14 protein-coding genes are annotated in these 16,538 nt (G+C 68.6%); 10 read left to right on the forward strand and 4 right to left on the reverse strand.

Annotation, left to right across the window (positions count from 1 at the left end; all coding sequences use genetic code 11):
* Position 1: 1 nt before the first annotated feature.
* From BLV60_RS24115 to BLV60_RS24125, 3 genes are all read left to right on the forward strand, one after another.
* Positions 2–1,363, forward strand: coding sequence for an NAD(P)H-dependent oxidoreductase (locus BLV60_RS24115; protein WP_093057815.1), 1,362 nt, complete (start codon positions 2–4; stop codon positions 1,361–1,363).
* A 155-nt stretch (positions 1,364–1,518) separates the two neighbouring features.
* Entirely contained in the window at positions 1,519–1,881 is a 363-nt protein-coding gene (locus tag BLV60_RS24120) for a YciI family protein (protein ID WP_093057816.1), read from the forward strand.
* Positions 1,878–3,110, forward strand: a complete 1,233-nt coding sequence (locus BLV60_RS24125) for an RNA polymerase sigma factor (RefSeq protein ID WP_093057817.1) — start codon at positions 1,878–1,880, stop codon at positions 3,108–3,110. The genes BLV60_RS24120 and BLV60_RS24125 overlap by 4 nt, the downstream gene beginning before the upstream one ends.
* A 23-nt stretch (positions 3,111–3,133) precedes the next feature.
* Here BLV60_RS24125 and BLV60_RS24130 read toward each other — a convergent pair whose 3' ends face one another.
* On the reverse strand, positions 3,134–3,856 hold the full coding sequence (locus BLV60_RS24130) for an NUDIX hydrolase (RefSeq protein WP_093057818.1): 723 nt from the start codon (positions 3,854–3,856) through the stop codon (positions 3,134–3,136).
* Positions 3,857–3,942: 86 nt separating this feature from the next.
* Here BLV60_RS24130 and BLV60_RS24135 point away from each other — a divergent pair, with 86 nt between their 5' ends.
* Genes BLV60_RS24135 through BLV60_RS24145 form a run of 3 tightly spaced genes read left to right on the forward strand, consistent with a single transcriptional unit; the run spans position 3,943 to position 6,029 of the window.
* Positions 3,943–4,560, forward strand: coding sequence for a DUF4291 domain-containing protein (locus BLV60_RS24135; RefSeq protein ID WP_093057819.1), 618 nt, complete (start codon positions 3,943–3,945; stop codon positions 4,558–4,560).
* 12 nt (positions 4,561–4,572) lie between these two features.
* Positions 4,573–5,133, forward strand: coding sequence for an NADAR family protein (locus BLV60_RS24140; RefSeq protein ID WP_093057820.1), 561 nt, complete (start codon positions 4,573–4,575; stop codon positions 5,131–5,133).
* Complete coding sequence (locus BLV60_RS24145) at positions 5,130–6,029, forward strand: ADP-ribosylglycohydrolase family protein (RefSeq protein WP_093057821.1); 900 nt, start codon at positions 5,130–5,132, stop codon at positions 6,027–6,029. Before BLV60_RS24140 ends, BLV60_RS24145 begins: the two co-directional genes overlap by 4 nt.
* Before the next feature lie 13 nt (positions 6,030–6,042).
* Here BLV60_RS24145 and BLV60_RS24150 read toward each other — a convergent pair whose 3' ends face one another.
* A complete protein-coding gene (locus BLV60_RS24150) occupies positions 6,043–7,467 on the reverse strand; it encodes a serine hydrolase domain-containing protein (protein WP_093057822.1) in 1,425 nt (474 codons plus the stop codon).
* Positions 7,468–7,548: 81 nt separating this feature from the next.
* Here BLV60_RS24150 and BLV60_RS24155 point away from each other — a divergent pair, with 81 nt between their 5' ends.
* Positions 7,549–10,152, forward strand: coding sequence for an FtsX-like permease family protein (locus BLV60_RS24155; RefSeq protein WP_093057823.1), 2,604 nt, complete (start codon positions 7,549–7,551; stop codon positions 10,150–10,152).
* A 13-nt stretch (positions 10,153–10,165) separates the two neighbouring features.
* Here the strand turns inward: BLV60_RS24155 and BLV60_RS24160 are convergent, their stop codons facing one another.
* The gene (locus tag BLV60_RS24160; protein ID WP_093057824.1) at positions 10,166–12,667 is read right to left on the reverse strand and encodes a penicillin acylase family protein; all 2,502 of its coding nucleotides are present in this window, start codon (positions 12,665–12,667) and stop codon (positions 10,166–10,168) included.
* Positions 12,668–12,776: 109 nt separating this feature from the next.
* On the opposite strand from BLV60_RS24160, the gene BLV60_RS24165 reads away from it, so the two are divergent.
* The 3 genes from BLV60_RS24165 to BLV60_RS24175 all read left to right on the forward strand — a co-directional run bounded on the left by BLV60_RS24165 (position 12,777) and on the right by BLV60_RS24175 (position 15,493).
* The gene (locus BLV60_RS24165) at positions 12,777–13,862 is read left to right on the forward strand and encodes a PLP-dependent cysteine synthase family protein (protein ID WP_093057825.1); all 1,086 of its coding nucleotides are present in this window, start codon (positions 12,777–12,779) and stop codon (positions 13,860–13,862) included.
* The gene (locus BLV60_RS24170; RefSeq protein ID WP_093057826.1) at positions 13,862–14,929 is read left to right on the forward strand and encodes a lipocalin-like domain-containing protein; all 1,068 of its coding nucleotides are present in this window, start codon (positions 13,862–13,864) and stop codon (positions 14,927–14,929) included. The genes BLV60_RS24165 and BLV60_RS24170 overlap by 1 nt, the downstream gene beginning before the upstream one ends.
* Positions 14,930–15,025: 96 nt before the next feature.
* Positions 15,026–15,493 (forward strand): YXWGXW repeat-containing protein, encoded by a 468-nt coding sequence (locus BLV60_RS24175; RefSeq protein ID WP_093057827.1) that lies wholly within the window; start codon positions 15,026–15,028, stop codon positions 15,491–15,493.
* A 54-nt stretch (positions 15,494–15,547) separates the two neighbouring features.
* On the opposite strand, the gene BLV60_RS24180 is transcribed toward BLV60_RS24175, so the two are convergent.
* Complete coding sequence (locus BLV60_RS24180; RefSeq protein WP_176928912.1) at positions 15,548–16,534, reverse strand: branched-chain amino acid ABC transporter permease; 987 nt, start codon at positions 16,532–16,534, stop codon at positions 15,548–15,550.
* Positions 16,535–16,538 lie beyond the last annotated feature (4 nt).

Consider the following 16,538-nt stretch of genomic DNA (forward strand, 5'->3'; position numbering starts at 1 on the left):
CATGAGCCTGCACACCCGCCTGCAACAACGCGCCGCCGAAGGCCGCCCCATCCGCATCGGCCTGATCGGCGCCGGCAAGTTCGGCTCGATGTACCTCGCGCAGATTCCGCGCACGCCCGGCGTTCAACTGGTGGCAATTGCCGACCTGTCGCCCGACGCTGCCCGCGTCAACCTCGAACGCGTGGGCTGGCAGCCCGAGCGCGCCGCGGCTGGCTCGGTGCAAGAGGCGCTGAAGCACGGCACCACCTGGATCACCGACGACTGGCAGGCGGTGACGCGCGAACCGTGCATCGACATCGTGGTCGAGTGCACCGGCAACCCCATTGCGGCGGTGGACCACTGCCTCGACGCCTTCGCGCACGGCAAGCACGTGGTGAACGTGACGGTCGAGGCCGACGCCTTCTGCGGCCCGCTGCTTGCGCACAGGGCGCAGCAGGCCGGCGTGATCTATTCGCTGGCCTTCGGCGACCAGCCCGCGCTGATCTGCGACCTGGTCGACTGGGCGCGCACCTGCGGCTTTCCGGTGGTGGCGGCCGGGCGCGGCCACAAGTGGCTGCCGCACTTCACCGAATCGACGCCCGAGACGGTGTGGGGCAACTACGGCCTCACGCCCGAGCAGGCAAAACGCGGCGGGCTCAACCCGAAGATGTTCAACAGCTTTCTCGACGGCTCCAAGCCGTCGATAGAAAGCTCGGCGGTGGCCAACGCCACCGGGCTCACGGTGCCTTCGGACGGCCTGCTCTACCCGCCCGCGAGCGTGGAAGACATTCCCTTCGTCACGCGGCCGAAAAGCGAAGGCGGCGTGCTCGAGCGCAAAGGCATGGTCGAGGTGGTGTCGTCGCTCGAAGCCGATGGCCGGAAGATTCCCTACGACATCCGCATGGGCGTGTGGGTCACGGTAGAGGCCGAGACCGACTACATCAAGAACTGCTTCGAGGAATACAACGCCCACACCGACCCGAGCGGGCGCTACTTCACGCTCTACAAGCGCTGGCACCTGATCGGCCTCGAAGTCGGCATGTCGGTGGCCTGCGTGGCGCTGCGCGGCGAGCCCACCGGCGTGGCCACCTGCTGGAACGCCGACGTAGTCGCCACCGCCAAGCGCGACCTCGCGGCGGGCGAGATGCTCGACGGCGAAGGCGGCTACACGGTCTGGGGCAAGCTGCTGCCGGCCGAGCGCTCGCTGCGCCTGGGCGGCCTGCCGCTCGGGCTGGCGCACAACGTCAAGCTGGTGCGCCCCGTGAAGAAGGGCCAGAGCCTGAGCTGGGCCGACGTGGCGATCGACACGACGACTGCCGCCTACAGGCTGCGCAACGAGATGGAAGCCATGTTCGCGCCCTCCATCAGGGCCAGGGCGGCATGACGGCCTAGGGCATAGGTGGTGCAACCGTTGCGCCAAACGGCAATCGCATAAAAAATAATCTGCTCGGCACGAACCCGTGTCGAAATGACCGCCGGCGGGCCGTCATTGTGGTGAGCGATCTTGCTCAACAGCCTTTTCCTTGACGGAGAGACACCATGCAGTACATGTTGATGTTCTATCAGCCCGCGGCCGAATTCGAACAGCGCGACAACGCGTCCTCGCAGGCCTACCGGGCCAGCTGGGTCGCGTATGCCGACGCCGTGCGCCAGGCCGGCATCTCGCTCGGCGGCCACGGCCTCTTCCCGCCCATGACCGGCACCACGCTGCGCGTGCGCGGCGACAAGCGCCAGGTGCAGGACGGCCCCTTCGCCGACACCAAGGAGCAGCTCGGCGGCTACTTCGTGGTCGACGTGCCCGACATCGACGCCGCGCTCGAATGGGCTGCGCGCGCGCCCTGCGCGACCAGTGGCGGGGTCGAGATACGGCCTGTCTTCATGGCGACCGCCGTAGCCGCATGAGTGATCCGGCGGTTCAGAGAGCCGCCGAACGTGCGGCGCGCGATTCTTACGGACGGCTGCTGGCCATCCTGTCGGCGCGCACGCACGACATCGCCGCGTCGGAAGACGCACTGGCCGACGCCTTTGCGCGGGCGCTCGAGCGCTGGCCGTCCGACGGCATTCCCGTGCAGCCCGATGCCTGGCTGCTGAGCGTGGCCCGGCACCGCAAGCTCGACGCCTGGCGCCACACCCGTGTGCAGGACGCGGCCACGCAGAGCCTGCTGCTGCTGGCCGGCGAGGTCGACGAAGGCACCACCGACGGCGCGGCCGTGCCCGACGAGCGGCTGCGCCTGCTCTTCGTGTGCGCGCACCCGGCCATCGACGCGGCGGCGCGCGCACCGCTCATGCTGCAGACCGTGCTCGGCCTCGACGCGGCACGCATGGCCGGCGCCTTTCTCACCGCGCCGGCCACGCTCGGCCAACGGCTGGTGCGTGCCAAGGCCCGTATCCGCGCGGCCGGCATTCCATTCGAATACCCGCAGGCGCGCGACCTGCCACAGCGGCTGCAGGACGTGCTCGACGGCATCTACGCCGCCTACGGCACCGGCTGGGACGACGTGGACGGCGCCGACGCCCTGCCCCGCGGCCTCACGGCCGAGGCCATCGACCTCTGCCGCATCCTGTGCGGCCTGATGCCGAACGAGCCCGAGCCGCTGGGCCTGCTCGCGCTGATGCTGTTCTGCGAAAGCCGCGCCGCGGCCCGTCGCAGCGAGACCGGCGCCTACGTGCCGCTCGACCAGCAGGACCCGCTGCGCTGGGACCCGGATCTGCTCGCGGAGGCCGAACGTTGTCTGCGGCTGGCATCGGACATGAAATCTCTCGGTGCATACCAGCTTGAAGCGGCCATCCAGTCGGCCCATTGCGAACGCCGCGTGGGCGCGCCGGTCGCGCCCGAAGTGCTGGTGTCGCTGTACGAAGGCCTGCTGGCCCTGCGGCCCAGCATCGGCGCCCAGGTCAGCCGGGCCTGCGCGCTGGCGAACGCGCGCGGCCCCGAAATCGGCCTGCGGGCGCTCGAAGCCATTCCCGCGCTGGAGGTAGCGAACTACCAACCGTTCTGGGCGGCGCGTGCGCACCTGCTCGCGGCCGGCGGCGCACGTTCCGCCTCGCGGCAGGCCTATGACCGCGCCATCGGCCTGAGCGCCAGCGCGGCGGTTCGCGCGTATCTGCATGCGATGTCGGATCGGCTCTGAGCGAACGGCTCAGGGCCCCAGACTTATTTCGCGTTGAACGTGCGGGGAAACAGCGCTGCCTGCGAACGATCGCGCAGCCGGTAGCTCATGGCCGGTCGGCCGAGGCTGCCGGTGAGCATTCCCGCCTCTTCCATGAACCCGCCGTCGAGCATGCGCTTGCGAAAGGCGCTTTTGTCGATACCGCGGCCCAGAACAACCTCGTAGGTCTGCTGCAGCGCCGGCAGGGTGAACGGCTCTTCGAGCAGAAAGGCCGGCAGCGAGGTGTATTCGACCTTGCTGCGCAGCCGGGCAACGGCCGCGTCGAGCAGTTCGCAGTGGTCGAAGGCCAGCCGCTTGCGCGAAGCGGCATCGACCTCGAACCACGCCACTTCGGGCGCGTTGGCGCCGCTGCGCAACTGCATGGCCTCCGCGGGAATCAGCGCATAGAAACAGTGCGTAGCCGACCAGCCGCGCGGATCGCGCTGCGCGCCACCCCAACTGCCGAGCTGTTCGAGATAGGGCGTCACCACACCGGTCTTCTCGCGCAGCTTGCGCAAGGCGCAATCGAGCAGCGTGGCGTCTTCGTCGATGTTCACGAAGCCGCCCGGCAACGCCCACTTGCCGGGGAACGGCTCGACCGTGTCGGAGGGCCGCTTCACCAGCAGGACTTGCAGCGCGTTGTCAAGCACGGTGAACGTCACCACATCGACCGTGACCAGCGGGCGCGGGAAGGTCAGGGCCGGAAAGTTTGACGAGGGGGTGCTCACAGGAAGGCTTGACTCCGGATTGATTAGTTGTACTATACAACCCTTAATTAGTTGCATAGGGCAACTCAAAAAAGAAGAAGCAAGAAATGAACAACGCTGTCACACCCCTTCCCGTCGAACCGCACGTCGCCCAACGCGCGCGCTGGCCGCAGAGCGGCCAACACATCCTCGCCCACCACGACGCGGCATCCGTCGTCGTGTACCAGGCCTACCGCCCCGCCATCGGCGAACATGCGATCCGCCACGGCCGACTCGACGGCCCGGACTTCAGCCTTTCGCGCATGAGCTGGATAAAGCCCAACTTCCTCTGGATGATGTACCGCTGCGGCTGGGGCACCAAGGAAGGCCAGGAGATCACGCTCGGCCTGCGGCTGCGTCGTGCTTTCTTCGAGCGCGTGGTGCGCGAGGCCGTGCCATCGACCTTCAACCCCAGCTACCCGAGCCGCGAGGCATGGCAAGCAGCGGTCGAGAGCTCGGAAGTGCGCCTGCAATGGGACCCGGATCACTCGCCCAGCGGCCACAAGCTGGAACGCCGTGCGATCCAGCTGGGCTTGCGCGGCCGTACGCTCGCGGCTTTTGCGAGCGAAGAACTGTTGGAGGTCATCGACATGCGCGCCTTCGTGGACGCACAGCGCCCCTTGGCGCAAAACGACAACCCCGAATTGCAATTGCCGGTGGAGCATCCGCTCGACATCGGCGCCTGAGGAGAAAAAGAAATGACGACGACACCGCGCAGCATCCAGGATCTACCTGCGTATTTCGCACAGGGCCATCAGCCCGAGTACCTGCTGTTCTGGGGCCACCAGGCGCCCAAGACCGGCGTGAACAAGAGTTGCTTCAGCCAGTGGTTCGAGGCCGAATTCACCGTCGATGGCACGCACTACCGCACGGCCGAGCATTTCATGATGGCCGGCAAGTCGCGCCTGTTCGACGATGCGGAAACCTGCGAGCAGATTCTGGCGGCCCGCACGCCGGGCGAAGCCAAGAAACTCGGCCGCAAGATCCGCGGATTCGACGAAGCGGCATGGGTGGCTGCGCGCCTCGACATCGTGACGCAGGGCAACATCGAGAAGTTCTCGCAGAACCCAGCACTCGGCGCCTTCCTGCTCGGCACCGGCCATCAGGTGCTGGTAGAGGCCAGCCCGGTCGATTCGATCTGGGGCATTGGCCTCGCGGCCACCGATCCTGCGGCGCAAGAGCCACGCGAATGGATGGGCCTCAACCTGCTGGGCTTTGCTCTGATGGCCGCACGCGATGCGCTGAGGAAAGCGCAATGACCAGCATCGAACGCTATCGAGGCTGCCTGCTCGGCCTGGCCTGCGGCGACGCCGTGGGCACCACGGTCGAGTTCCGCACGCGCGGCACCTTCGCGCCCGTGACCGGCATGCAGGGCGGTGGCCCTTTCGGGCTGATTGCCGGCGAATGGACCGACGACACCTCGATGACGCTGTGCCTTGCGGCGAGCCTGATCCACCGCAAGGGCTTCGATGCGGTCGACCAGATGAACCGCTACTGCAACTGGCGCAGCGTGGGCTACATGAGCAGCACCGGGCAGTGCTTCGACATCGGTTTGACCGTGTCGGGCGCTCTTACCCGCTACCTCGCGTCGGGCGATCCGTTCTCGGGCGACCCCGATCCGCGCACGGCCGGCAACGGCGCGCTGATGCGGCTCGCACCGGTGCCGATGTTCTATGCAGCGAGCGCCGAGGCCACTTGGCAGCAGGCCGGCGAAAGCACGCGCACCACGCACGGTGCGCTGGAGGCGATCGAGTGCTCGCGACTCTTCGCGCTGCAGTTGCGCGCGGCATTGCGCGGCGAAAGCAAGGCGGCGATTCTTGCGACCGTGCCGATGGAGCCGCTGAGCGAGAAGGTCGCGGCACTGGCGCGCGGCGACTACGCCTCGAAGCCCATCGAGCGCATCAAGGGATCGGGCTACTGCGTCGAATCGCTCGAAGCGGCGCTCTGGTGCTTTGCGCACACCGAATCCTTCGAGGACGCCGTGCTCGCTGCGACCAACCTCGGCGACGACGCCGACACCACCGCCGCGATCTGCGGCCAGCTGGCTGGTGCCTTCTACGGCTTCGGCGGCATTCCGGAGAGTTGGCTCAGGCAGCTCGTCATGCGCGGCGAAATGGAGCAGATGGCCGACCAGTTGCTGGAGTTGGCCAGCTAGTCGTGTCGCGCAGTCACTCCTGCGGCACAGCGACCGATTCCCCCACCCGCTTCGCATCGAGCTGGCTGCCACCCTGCGTCAGAGACACCGCGACCACCGCATTCCCCGCATCCCGCCGGAAGACGAACTGCGCGCCGATGCCGGTCACCGCAAACCGGTCGTTGCCGGTGGGCGTGAGCGCGTTGTAGCCGCGCCCGGTCTCGCGCACCAGCAGCTTGCCGCTGCGCACGGTGAAGCTCAGCGACTTGGCCTTCGTCACGCGGAACTCGCCCTTGTAGTCTTCCAGCCGCTTCGGATCGACCGGCACCTCCACCGTCGGCACCGGGTAGCGGCTCTTGCCGATGGCCAGCATCACGGGCTGCATCGGCGCGCGTGCGTTGCTGCTGAGCACGATCATCGCTTCGCCGGTGTCGGGCGCGAGCAGCCATAGCGTGCGGTAGCCTTCGGTGACGCCTGCGTGCCAGTAGGTGCGCCGGCCGCCTTCGGGGCCGCGCACCATCACTGCGTAGCCGATATCGGCGCCCTCGTAGCGCGCCAGCGGCGTGAGCATGCGCGCGGCGGCCGGGCCGAGCGGACCGCCGGCGCCCGCGAGGATGGCGCGGCTGAAGGTCATCATGTCGGCGGCGGTGGAGCGCAGCGCGCTGGCCGGCGCGTAGGCCAGCATGTCGAACAGCGGCTGGCGGCGGTCGCCGGCAAAGGCCGGGGCCATGCGCGAGGCCTTGTCGCCGAGCGAGATCACGGTGTCGTTCATGCCCAGCGGCTCGGTGATGCGCGCACGCACCAGTTCGCCCCACGAGGTGTTGTAGTGCTCGGCCAGCAACTGGCCGAGCAACGCCATGCCGAAGTTGCTGTACGCACCTTCGCACGGCGGCGCGGCGGCCGTGAGCTTGATGCGCGCGAGGGACGCCCAGAACATGGGCTTGTCGAAGGTGCGGAACTGTTCGGCGAGCGGCGCGCCGCCTGTTACGCCATCGGCCATCACGGGCATGCAGCCCGTATGTGTGACGAGCTGGCGCAGCGTGACCGAGGCCACGGCGGACGATAGGTCTTCGACCTTGCCGGCGAGCAGCTTGCCCACGGTGTCGTCGAGCTTGAGGTCGCCGCGCTCCACCGACTGCGCGAGCAGCAGGCCGGTGAAGACCTTGGTGACGGAGCCGATCTCGAACATCGGCTGCTCGGCACTGCCAGCCGCGATGGCGCGCGGCGACGACGGAGGCTCGGGGTTGTAGGCGGCGCCGTAGGACGCCTGGCCGTTGCGCAGCGTGCCCACCACCAGCGTGCCCCGCTCGGCACCGAGAGCGGCTTTGGCCAGCACCGTCGGGTCACTGGCGAGTGTCAGGGGTTGCTGAAGCTGTGCGGCGGCGTGGCCTGCCAGCAGCGGTGCGATGAGCCAGGCCGCAAGCCAGGGGCGGTACAGGGCACGGGGCAAGAGCCGCATCGTCGGATTCCTCAGGCGTCGTCGAAGAGGCGCCATCGTGCCACGGCGGTGTAACACCGCGCGCGCCGCGACAATTGCCCGATGCGCGCATTGCTCACCACCTTCTCCTGGCAGGAACTCCGCCACCACCCCTGGCGCAACGCGGCCGCCGTGCTGGCCGTGATGCTGGGCGTGGCGTTGGCCTTCTCGGTGCAGTTGATCAATGCGTCGGCGCTCGACGAGTTCGCGAGCGCGGTGCGCTCTGTCAACGGCCAGCCCGACCTGGAAGTGCGCGCCGTGCAGGGCGGCTTCGACGAGGCCGTGTTCGAGCGGCTGGCCCGGCACCCGCAGGTGACGCTGGCGAGCCCCGTGGTCGAGTTCCAGGGCCTGGCGCTGGCCGGCGAGCGCCAGGTGCCGATGCGCGTGATGGGCGTCGATGCGCTGGTGCTGCCGACCATCGCGCCCGCGCTGATGCCGCAGGCCGCGGCCGGTGCCGACCGCTTCTCGCTGTTCGCGCCGGGCCGTGTGTTCCTCAACGCAGCGGCACGCAGCGCACTGGGCCTGCCGGCGGAAACGCCCGCCGGAACGACGGAGACGATGCAACTGCGCAGCGGCGACGCATGGCACAAGCTCGACGTGGCCGGCCATGTCGCCGCCAGCGGCACTGCGCTCGCGGTGATGGACATCGCGGCGGCGCAAGAGCTGTTCGGCCAGATCGGCCGGCTCAGCCGCATCGACCTGCGGTTGGCGCCCGGCACGGACAGGGCCGCCTTCATGGCCTCGCTGCAGCAGTCGCCGGGCTGGCCAGCGGGCGTGCAGTTTGCCGAGCCCGGTGATGCGGCGCAGCGCGTGAGCAATCTGTCGCGCGCCTACCGCGTGAACCTGACGGTGCTGGCGCTTGTGGCGCTGTTCACGGGCGCGTTCCTGGTGTTCTCGGTGCTGGCGCTCAGCGTGGCCAAGCGCGCGCAGCAGTTCGCGCTGCTCGGCGTGCTCGGCCTCACGCCGCGCGAACGGCTGCGGCTGGTGCTGGCCGAATCGCTGGTGCTGGGGCTGATCGGCAGCGCGGCGGGTCTCGCGCTGGGTACAGCGCTCGCGGCCTTTGCGTTGCGCGTTCTGGGCGGCGACCTTGGTGGCGGGTACTTCGAAGGCGTGGCGCCCACGCTGCACTGGAGCGCGGGCTCGGCGTTGCTGTACGGCGGACTGGGCGTGCTGGCCGCGCTGGTCGGCGGCTGGTGGCCCGCGCGCGCGGCACAGGCGCTGCCCGAAGCACAGACGCTCAAGGGCCTGGGCGCCGCGCCCACACAGGGCAACGGCCACTGGCTGGCGCTGGGGCTGATCGCGCTGAGCGCGGTGCTGGCCAACGTGCCGGCCATCAGCGGCATCCCGGTGGCGGCATACCTGTCGGTGGGCTGCCTGCTGGTCGGAGGCATCACCGCCCTGCCCTGGCTGATCGCGCTGCTGTACGACCGAGTGGCGCCAATGTTCGCGCGACGCGTGCTGCCGATGCTGGCGGTGGAGCGCGCGCGCCGCATGCGCGGCACGGCCGCCGTGGCGGTCAGCGGCGTGGTGGCAAGCCTGAGCCTTGCCGTCGCACTCACGGTGATGGTCGCGAGCTTTCGCGATTCGGTGACGCATTGGCTCGACGTGGTGCTGCCGGCCGACCTGTACGTGCGCGCCACCTCGGGCGGGCGCGGCAGCAACAGCGGCAACAGCAGCAGCACAGACACGGCGACCTTTTCTCCAGCCTTCGTGCAGTCGCTGGCGCAGTTGCCCGGCGTGGCGCGCACGGGCACGCTGCGCACGCAATCGCTTCAGCTCGATGCGACACGGCCCACCGTGACGCTGATTGCGCGCAGCCTGGAAGGCGGGGCGACGCAGTCGTTGCCGCTGGTAGGTGCCGCGCTGCCCGTGCCCGAGGGGCAGATCGGCATCTACGTGAGCGAGCCGATGGTGGAGCTGTATGGCGCGAAGCCGGGCACGGCGTTCACGCCGCTGTCGGACGCGATGGGCCTGCGCGCGGGCTCGAAGAAGGCGCAAACGTTCTTCGTGGCGGGCGTGTGGCGCGACTATGCGCGGCAGTTCGGCACAGTCACGATGGATGCGCGGGACTTCGAGCGCATCACCGGCGAGCGCAATGTGAGCGACGTGGCGTTGTGGCTTGCGCCCGGAGCGTCGGAAGGCGCGGTGCAGACTGCAGTGCGCACTCTGGCGGCACGCCAGGGCGGCTCGTCCGCCGAGTCCGTCGAGATCGCATCGGTGGGGCAGATCCGCGCGACCTCGCTGCGCATCTTCGACCGCAGCTTCGCCGTCACCTACTGGCTGCAGGCGGTGGCCATCGCCATCGGGCTGTTCGGCATTGCCGCGAGCTTCAGCGCGCAGGTGCTGGCGCGGCGCAAGGAGTTCGGGCTGCTCGCGCACCTGGGCTTCACGCGAAGGCAGGTGCTGGCAGTGGTGGCCGGTGAAGGCGCCGCGTGGACCGCCATCGGCGCCGTGGCCGGATTGGGACTGGGGCTGGCCGTGTCGGTGGTGCTCGTGAAGGTCGTGAACCCGCAGAGCTTCCACTGGAGCATGGACCTGCTGGTGCCATGGGGCCGCCTGCTGGCACTGTGCGCGGCGGTGGTGGCCGCCGGCACCGTGACGGCCTGGATGGCGGGCCGGGCCGCCGCCGGCAAGGACGTGGTGCTGGCGGTGAAGGAAGACTGGTAGCGCCCTCGGCGTCTCAGCGCGCCGGCGTCAGCTGGATCCTCTCCACCGTTTCCTTCTCGACAGCCCCCCGGCTGTAGACCAGCGGCACGTACTTGCCTTCGAGCCACAGCGGCGCAAGGTCGCGGTAGTTCGGGCTCTCCGGGTTGCCCGACTGGCCCGGCGTGTTGATGACGCGCGAGGCGTCCCAGTTGCCCACGTCCAGCACCATGCGGAACGATGCGCCCGCCGTCAGCTTGTAGTCGCTGGCCCGGTAGGTGGCCGCCATCGGCGTGAAGGAAGAACCGGACATCGGCCAGTCGCCCACGTCGAGCTTCTTGCGCGTGGCGGCATCGACCACACCGCCCAGCGGATGGCGGAACTCGGCACGGTGCAGCGCGCCCCACTTCCAGGTCGCGGGGTCGGGGCCGAGCTTGGTGGTGAGCTCTTGCATCGCTACTGGCAGTGTCTTCAGCAGCAGTGCATCGCGCTGCTCGTTCGTGACCCAGCCGAAGGGGCTTTCGAGCAACAGCACCATGCGCGTGTTGTCGCCGGGCGCGGCCAGCGCGGCGCCTGCATCGCCTGCGCCGGCCTTTAGCACGGCGGCACGCAGCGGCTTGCTGCTCCACACCTCGTACAGCGCGGCGGCTGCGCTGTCGCGGTCCATGGTGCCGTCCCAGCTTTGCAGCATGCGCAGCGCTGTTGCCGTTTGCGCGTCGTCACTGCGCAGGCCGGCCAGCAGCTTCAGCACGCGCTGCGCGGGCGTCGCGACGATGTCGTTCTGCATGCGCTCCGAGTCTTCGACGGAGAAGCGCGAACCCGCCGCCACCTTGGCCGCGAACAGTTCCTTGAGGCGTCGCGCACGCGCCGCGTCGCTCCACTCGTAGCCCACGCCCTTCTTCGCGGCGGGATGGTCTGGCGGAATGTTGTTCTCGTTGGCGGTCACCACATAGCCACGCGCCGGGTTGAACTCCGAAGGCAGCTCGTCGCCGTTGCGGAAGCCCGACCACTCGTAGCGCCCGTCGCCCGGCACCGGCATCAGCCCGTCCCAGTTGGGCCGGATGGGCGTGAGGCCGCCGGGAATCCAGCCGACGTTGCCGCTGGTGTCCGCATAGACCTGGTTCTCGCCGGGCGCGCCCCAGCGGTTCATGGCCGCGCGGAACTGGTCCCAGTTGCGCGCGCGCATGTAGTCCATGGAACCGAAGTACGGCGCCATGCCGGGCTCCAGCCACGCCGCGCGCAAGGCATACGCGCGCTGCTTGCCCGGCTCGGCCAGCAGCACCGGGCCATGGCGCGTGAAGGTGTTGACCACCTCGCGCGGCGCGCTCTCGCCCTTGACCGCGATGCGTTCGGTGACGCGCACCATCGGCTCCCAGCGACCCTGGTAGCGGTACTCGTTGGCATTGCGCGGGTTGAGCTGGTACACGTACAGGTCTTCCTGGTCCATGTAGAAGCGCGTGAGGCCGAAGGCGATGGTGCCGTTGTGCCCGATCGACAGGCCCGGCAGGAAGGGCTCGCCCGCGCCGATGGCGTCCATGCCAGGTGCGCTCAGGTGCGTCATGTAGCGCAGGCTGGGCGCGCCGTGGGCGCGGTGCGGGTCATTGGCCAGGATGGGACGGCCGGTGGACGTGAGCTTCGGCGAGATCACCCAGTTGTTGCTGCCGTAGGCGCCGGTCGGGTCGCCTTGCGAGGCCTGCAGTTGTTCTGCTTCGTCGCTGCCCGGCAGTTGGGCCACCGGTGACACGAGCCGCGTGTTGGCCTTGGTGAACTGCGGCGACTCGGTTGCGCGCATGTAGGCCGCGCGCAGTTCGGCCGCAGGAATGGTGCACGGGTCGAGCCCCGGCGGCACGCGCGGGTTGATCGGCGGATCAAGCTCGCGGCGCAGCCAGTCGGCCTTGATGCCGGCTCCGCCCGCGCAGTAGGCTTTGGCGCGATCGACCTCCGACGTGAAGTTGAGCGTGAGGCCGTGATGCCGGATGCGCACCACGTCTTCGGGCGACCACGTGGCCGGCTGGTAGCCCAGCAGCGCAAACTCCGGCGGCAGCAACGAAGGCTGCGCGCGCACCTGCGCCACGTAGGCATTGACCCCGGCCGTGAAAGCCTCGGCCACGCGCTTGGCGTCGGAGCCGTAGGCCAGCCACTCGCGGTACATGTCGCCGCGGTAGAGCACCGCACGCGCGGCGCGGTCGTTCTCGACCCATGCGGGACCGAAGTCCTTCGCCATTTCGCCGAGGCCGCGCTTGCGCCAGAGGTCCATCTGCCACAGCCGATCGCGCGCGGCGATGAAGCCCTGCGCCACGAATGCGTCGTAGAGCGTGCCCGCATAAAGATGCGGCACGCCCCAGCGGTCGACCAGCACCTCAGCCGGCTTCTCGAGACCGGGCACGGCGAACGATGAGGAAGGACGCGTGGGCGTCTGCGAACCGGGAGGCCCCGACGCGCAACCCGCGAGCAGAAGGGCCGCGAACGCAACCGCGCCGAAGGAATGCCTTTGACCTAACGAGCGCCGCGATGCGGGGCGCAGGTTTGTTCTTTTCATGTGTCTCGTCTCCTGCCTTGTTGTAGATGGCAGGGCACAGTATCCCGATTTGCGCGCCTCATCGCACCTTGTGGGCGTTACAAGGCATGACTTGTAGACTGGCGCCGATATGCAGCAGCAAACACCTTCCACCTCCTCGTCCTACTGCAGCGGCTGGCTCGGCGGCGCAATCCGCCGCATCGAAGCCGACTACCAGCGCAGCGCCGACACGCACCTGATCCCGCTGCCCCTGCCCTCGCTCGCGGCGCACGGCATCGACATGTACCTGAAGGACGAATCGACGCACCCGACCGGCAGCCTCAAGCACCGGCTCGCACGTTCGCTCTTTCTCTATGCGCTGTGCAACGGATGGGTGCGCGAAGGCACGACCATCGTCGAGGCATCGAGCGGCTCGACGGCCGTGAGCGAGGCCTACTTCGCGCGGCTGCTGGGCCTGCCCTTCATCGCGGTGATGCCGCGCACCACCTCGCCCGAGAAGATCGCGCAGATCGCCTTCTACGGCGCGAGCTGCCACTTCGTCGACCATGCCGCGCAGGTGTACGAAGAAGCCCGCGCGCTGGCCGAGCGAACCGGCGGCCACTACATGGACCAGTTCACGTACGCCGAGCGCGCGACCGACTGGCGCGGCAACAACAACATCGCCGAGAGCATGTTCCAGCAGATGTCGCGCGAGCGGCATCCGGTGCCCAAGTGGATCGTGGTGGGCGCGGGCACGGGCGGCACCAGCGCGACCATCGGTCGCTACCTGCGCTATCGCTGCCACGACACGCAGGTGTGCGTGCCCGACCCCGAAGGCTCGGTGTTCTCGGCCTACCACCGCACGGGCGACGCTACGCTGACGGCCGCCGGCTCGCGCATCGAGGGCATCGGCCGGCCGCGCGTGGAGCCCAGCTTCATCCGCACGCTGGTCGACCGGATGATCGAAGTGCCGAACCTCGATTCGGTGGCGGCCATGCATGCGCTGTCGGCGCTGCTGGGTCGCAAGGTCGGGCCGTCGACAGGCACCAACTTCATCGGCATGCTGGCCGTGGCGCAGGAGATGCGCGCGGCGGGGCAGCAGGGTTCCATTCTTTCGCTGCTGTGCGATGCGGGCGAGCGCTACCTGCCGAGCTACCACGATGCGACCTGGGTGCAGAACGCCTTCGGCGACATCGGGCCGGCGCAGCAGCGCATCGATGTGCTGGTGGCGTCGTGATGTCTCCCATGCCACTGCTGTCGCGCCGCGGCCTGCTGCTGGCGGCGCTCGCGGCGGGTCCGCTGGCGGCATGGGCGTTGCCCGAGCACCGGCTGGAGTTTCCGCGCGACTTCGGCAGCCACCCTGATCTGCGCACCGAGTGGTGGTACATCACCGGCCATGCGAAGACGCCGGGCGGGCGCGAGTTCGGCTACCAGGTGACCTTCTTCCGCTCGCGCGTCGAGGCCACGCAGGGCATGCGCTCGGCCTTTGCCGCGAAGCATCTCGTGTTCGCGCACGCAGCCGTCACCGACCTGCAAGGCCGCGTGCTGCTGCATGACCAGCGCATCGCGCGCGCGGGCTTCGGCGTGGCGGAGGCGAGCACGAGCGACACCGACGTGCGCATCCGCGACTGGTCGCTGGTGCGGGAAAAAGACGGCATCTACGTCGCGCGCATTCCGGCCGGCGAGTTCTCGCTCGACCTGCGCTTCACGCCCACGCAGCCGGTGCTGCTGCAAGGCAACGCAGGCCTCTCGCGCAAGGGCCCCGATGAATCGCAGGCAAGCTACTACTACAGCGAGCCGCAGCTCAAGGCGCAGGGCAAGCTCACGCTCAAGGGGCAGGCTTTCGACGTGGGCGGAACCGCATGGCTCGACCACGAATGGAGCGAAGCGCTGATGCACCCCGAGGCCGTGGGCTGGGACTGGATCGGCATGAACCTCGATGACGGCAGCGCCCTCACCGCCTTCCACCTGCGGCGCAACGACGGCAGCGCGCTGTGGGGCGGCGGCTCGTTCCGCCCGCGCGATGGCGTGGCTCGCACCTTCAAGAACGACGAAGTCCGCTTCGAGAGCCTCAAGACCTGGGACAGCCCGCGCACGCAGGCAAAGTACCCGACGCAATGGCGCGTACAGACGCCCTCTGGCAGCTTCGAGGTGCGCGCCCTGCTCGACGACCAGGAACTGGACAGCCGAGGCTCGACCGGCGGTGTGTACTGGGAAGGCGTAAGCGACCTGCTCGACGCCCGGCGCCGTGTGGGCCGTGGCTACCTGGAAATGACCGGCTACGCCGCACCGCTGAAGCTGTAACCGTTGTAGCCGCGCACAAGCACTGACAACCAGCCGCCTCCCGCGTGCGTTGGGAATAATGTCCAGAACTCATCTGAAAACCAGAGGATCCCCATCATGAAGATTCGACTTGCCGTGCTGGCCGTGGCCGGCGCCCTTTCCATCCTTGCGAGCCCCCTTGCCGCCAACGCGCAGGTCTCGGTGAACATCAATGTGCCCGGGCTGGTGATGACGGCGCCGCCGCCGCCACGCTACGAACCCCTGCCACCGCCGCGCGGCGGCTTCGTCTGGGTGCCGGGCCGCTGGGCCTGGGACGGCCGTGCCTACGGATGGCGTCCGGGCGGCTGGCAGCCCGAGCGCGCGGGCTACGCCTATGCCCCTGGCCGCTGGGTCGAGGACCGCGGCGGCTGGCGCTGGACCGAAGGCGACTGGCGCCGGCGCGAGGCTTACCGTGAAGCGCGCCGCGAACGCGAGTGGGAAGAAGAGCATCGCCGCCGCGACCACGATCGCGACTATCGGCGCGGCCATGACCACGATCGCGGCGATTTCTGCCCGCCCGGCCAGGCGAAAAAAGGCAACTGCTGATGCAATGAAAAAAGGGAGCCTCGGCTCCCTTTTTCATTGCAGTTGCCTTGCTTGCTATTTGGCTCGTCGCCGCTCGATGAACGCAATGATCTCGCCCATGATCCCCTTGCGGAACGCCAGCACGCAGATCACGAAGATCAGGCCCGTGACCATGGTCACCGACTCGCCCAGTGTGTTGAACCAGTCGATCGTCGTGATGCGCGCCAGGAAGTTGCCGAGTTCGCCGATCTTGTTCTCCAGCAGCACCACCACCGCCGAGCCCACCAGCGGACCCGACAGCGTGCCGAGGCCGCCCACCAGCGTCATCAGGATGACCTGGCCCGAAGCGGTCCAGTGCACGTCCGACAACGTGGCGAAGCCCAGCACCAGCGTCTTGAGCGACCCGGCCAGGCCCGACAGCGCCGCCGAGATCACGAAGGCCAGCAGCTTGAAGCGGCTCACGTCGTAGCCCAGCGACAGCGCGCGCGGCTCGTTCTCCTTGATGCCCTTGAGCACCTGGCCGAAGGGCGAGTGGATGGTACGCACGATCAGCAGGAAGGCCGCGACCACGATGACCAGCGCGACGTAGTACATCGTGAGGTCGTTCGACAGATCGATCAGGCCGAAGAGCTTGCCGCGCGGCACGCCCTGCAGGCCGTCTTCGCCGCCCGTGAACTTGGCCTGCAGCGCGACGAAGAACATCATCTGCGCGAGCGCCAGCGTGATCATCGCGAAGTAGATGCCCTGCCGGCGAATGGCCAGCACGCCGAAGAGCCAGCCGAGGAAAGCGCCAGTGAGCGTGCCCGCGATCAGGCCCAGTTCGGGCGTGAGGCCCCAGACCTTGATCGCATGGCCCGCGACATATGCCGAGCCACCAAGGAAGGCCGCATGGCCGAACGACAGCAGGCCCGTGAAGCCCAGCAGCAGGTTGAAGGCCGCGGCGAACAGCGCGAAGCACATCAGCTTCATCACGAACACCGGGTAGGCGCCGAAGAACGGCGCCAGGAGCAGCGCGACCAGCAGCAAGGCGTAGACGACGGTGGAGATTTTTTTCATGTTCATGCCG

Origin of the sequence: Variovorax sp. YR634 (assembly GCF_900106655.1) — a bacterium.
Lineage (GTDB): Bacteria > Pseudomonadota > Gammaproteobacteria > Burkholderiales > Burkholderiaceae_C > Variovorax.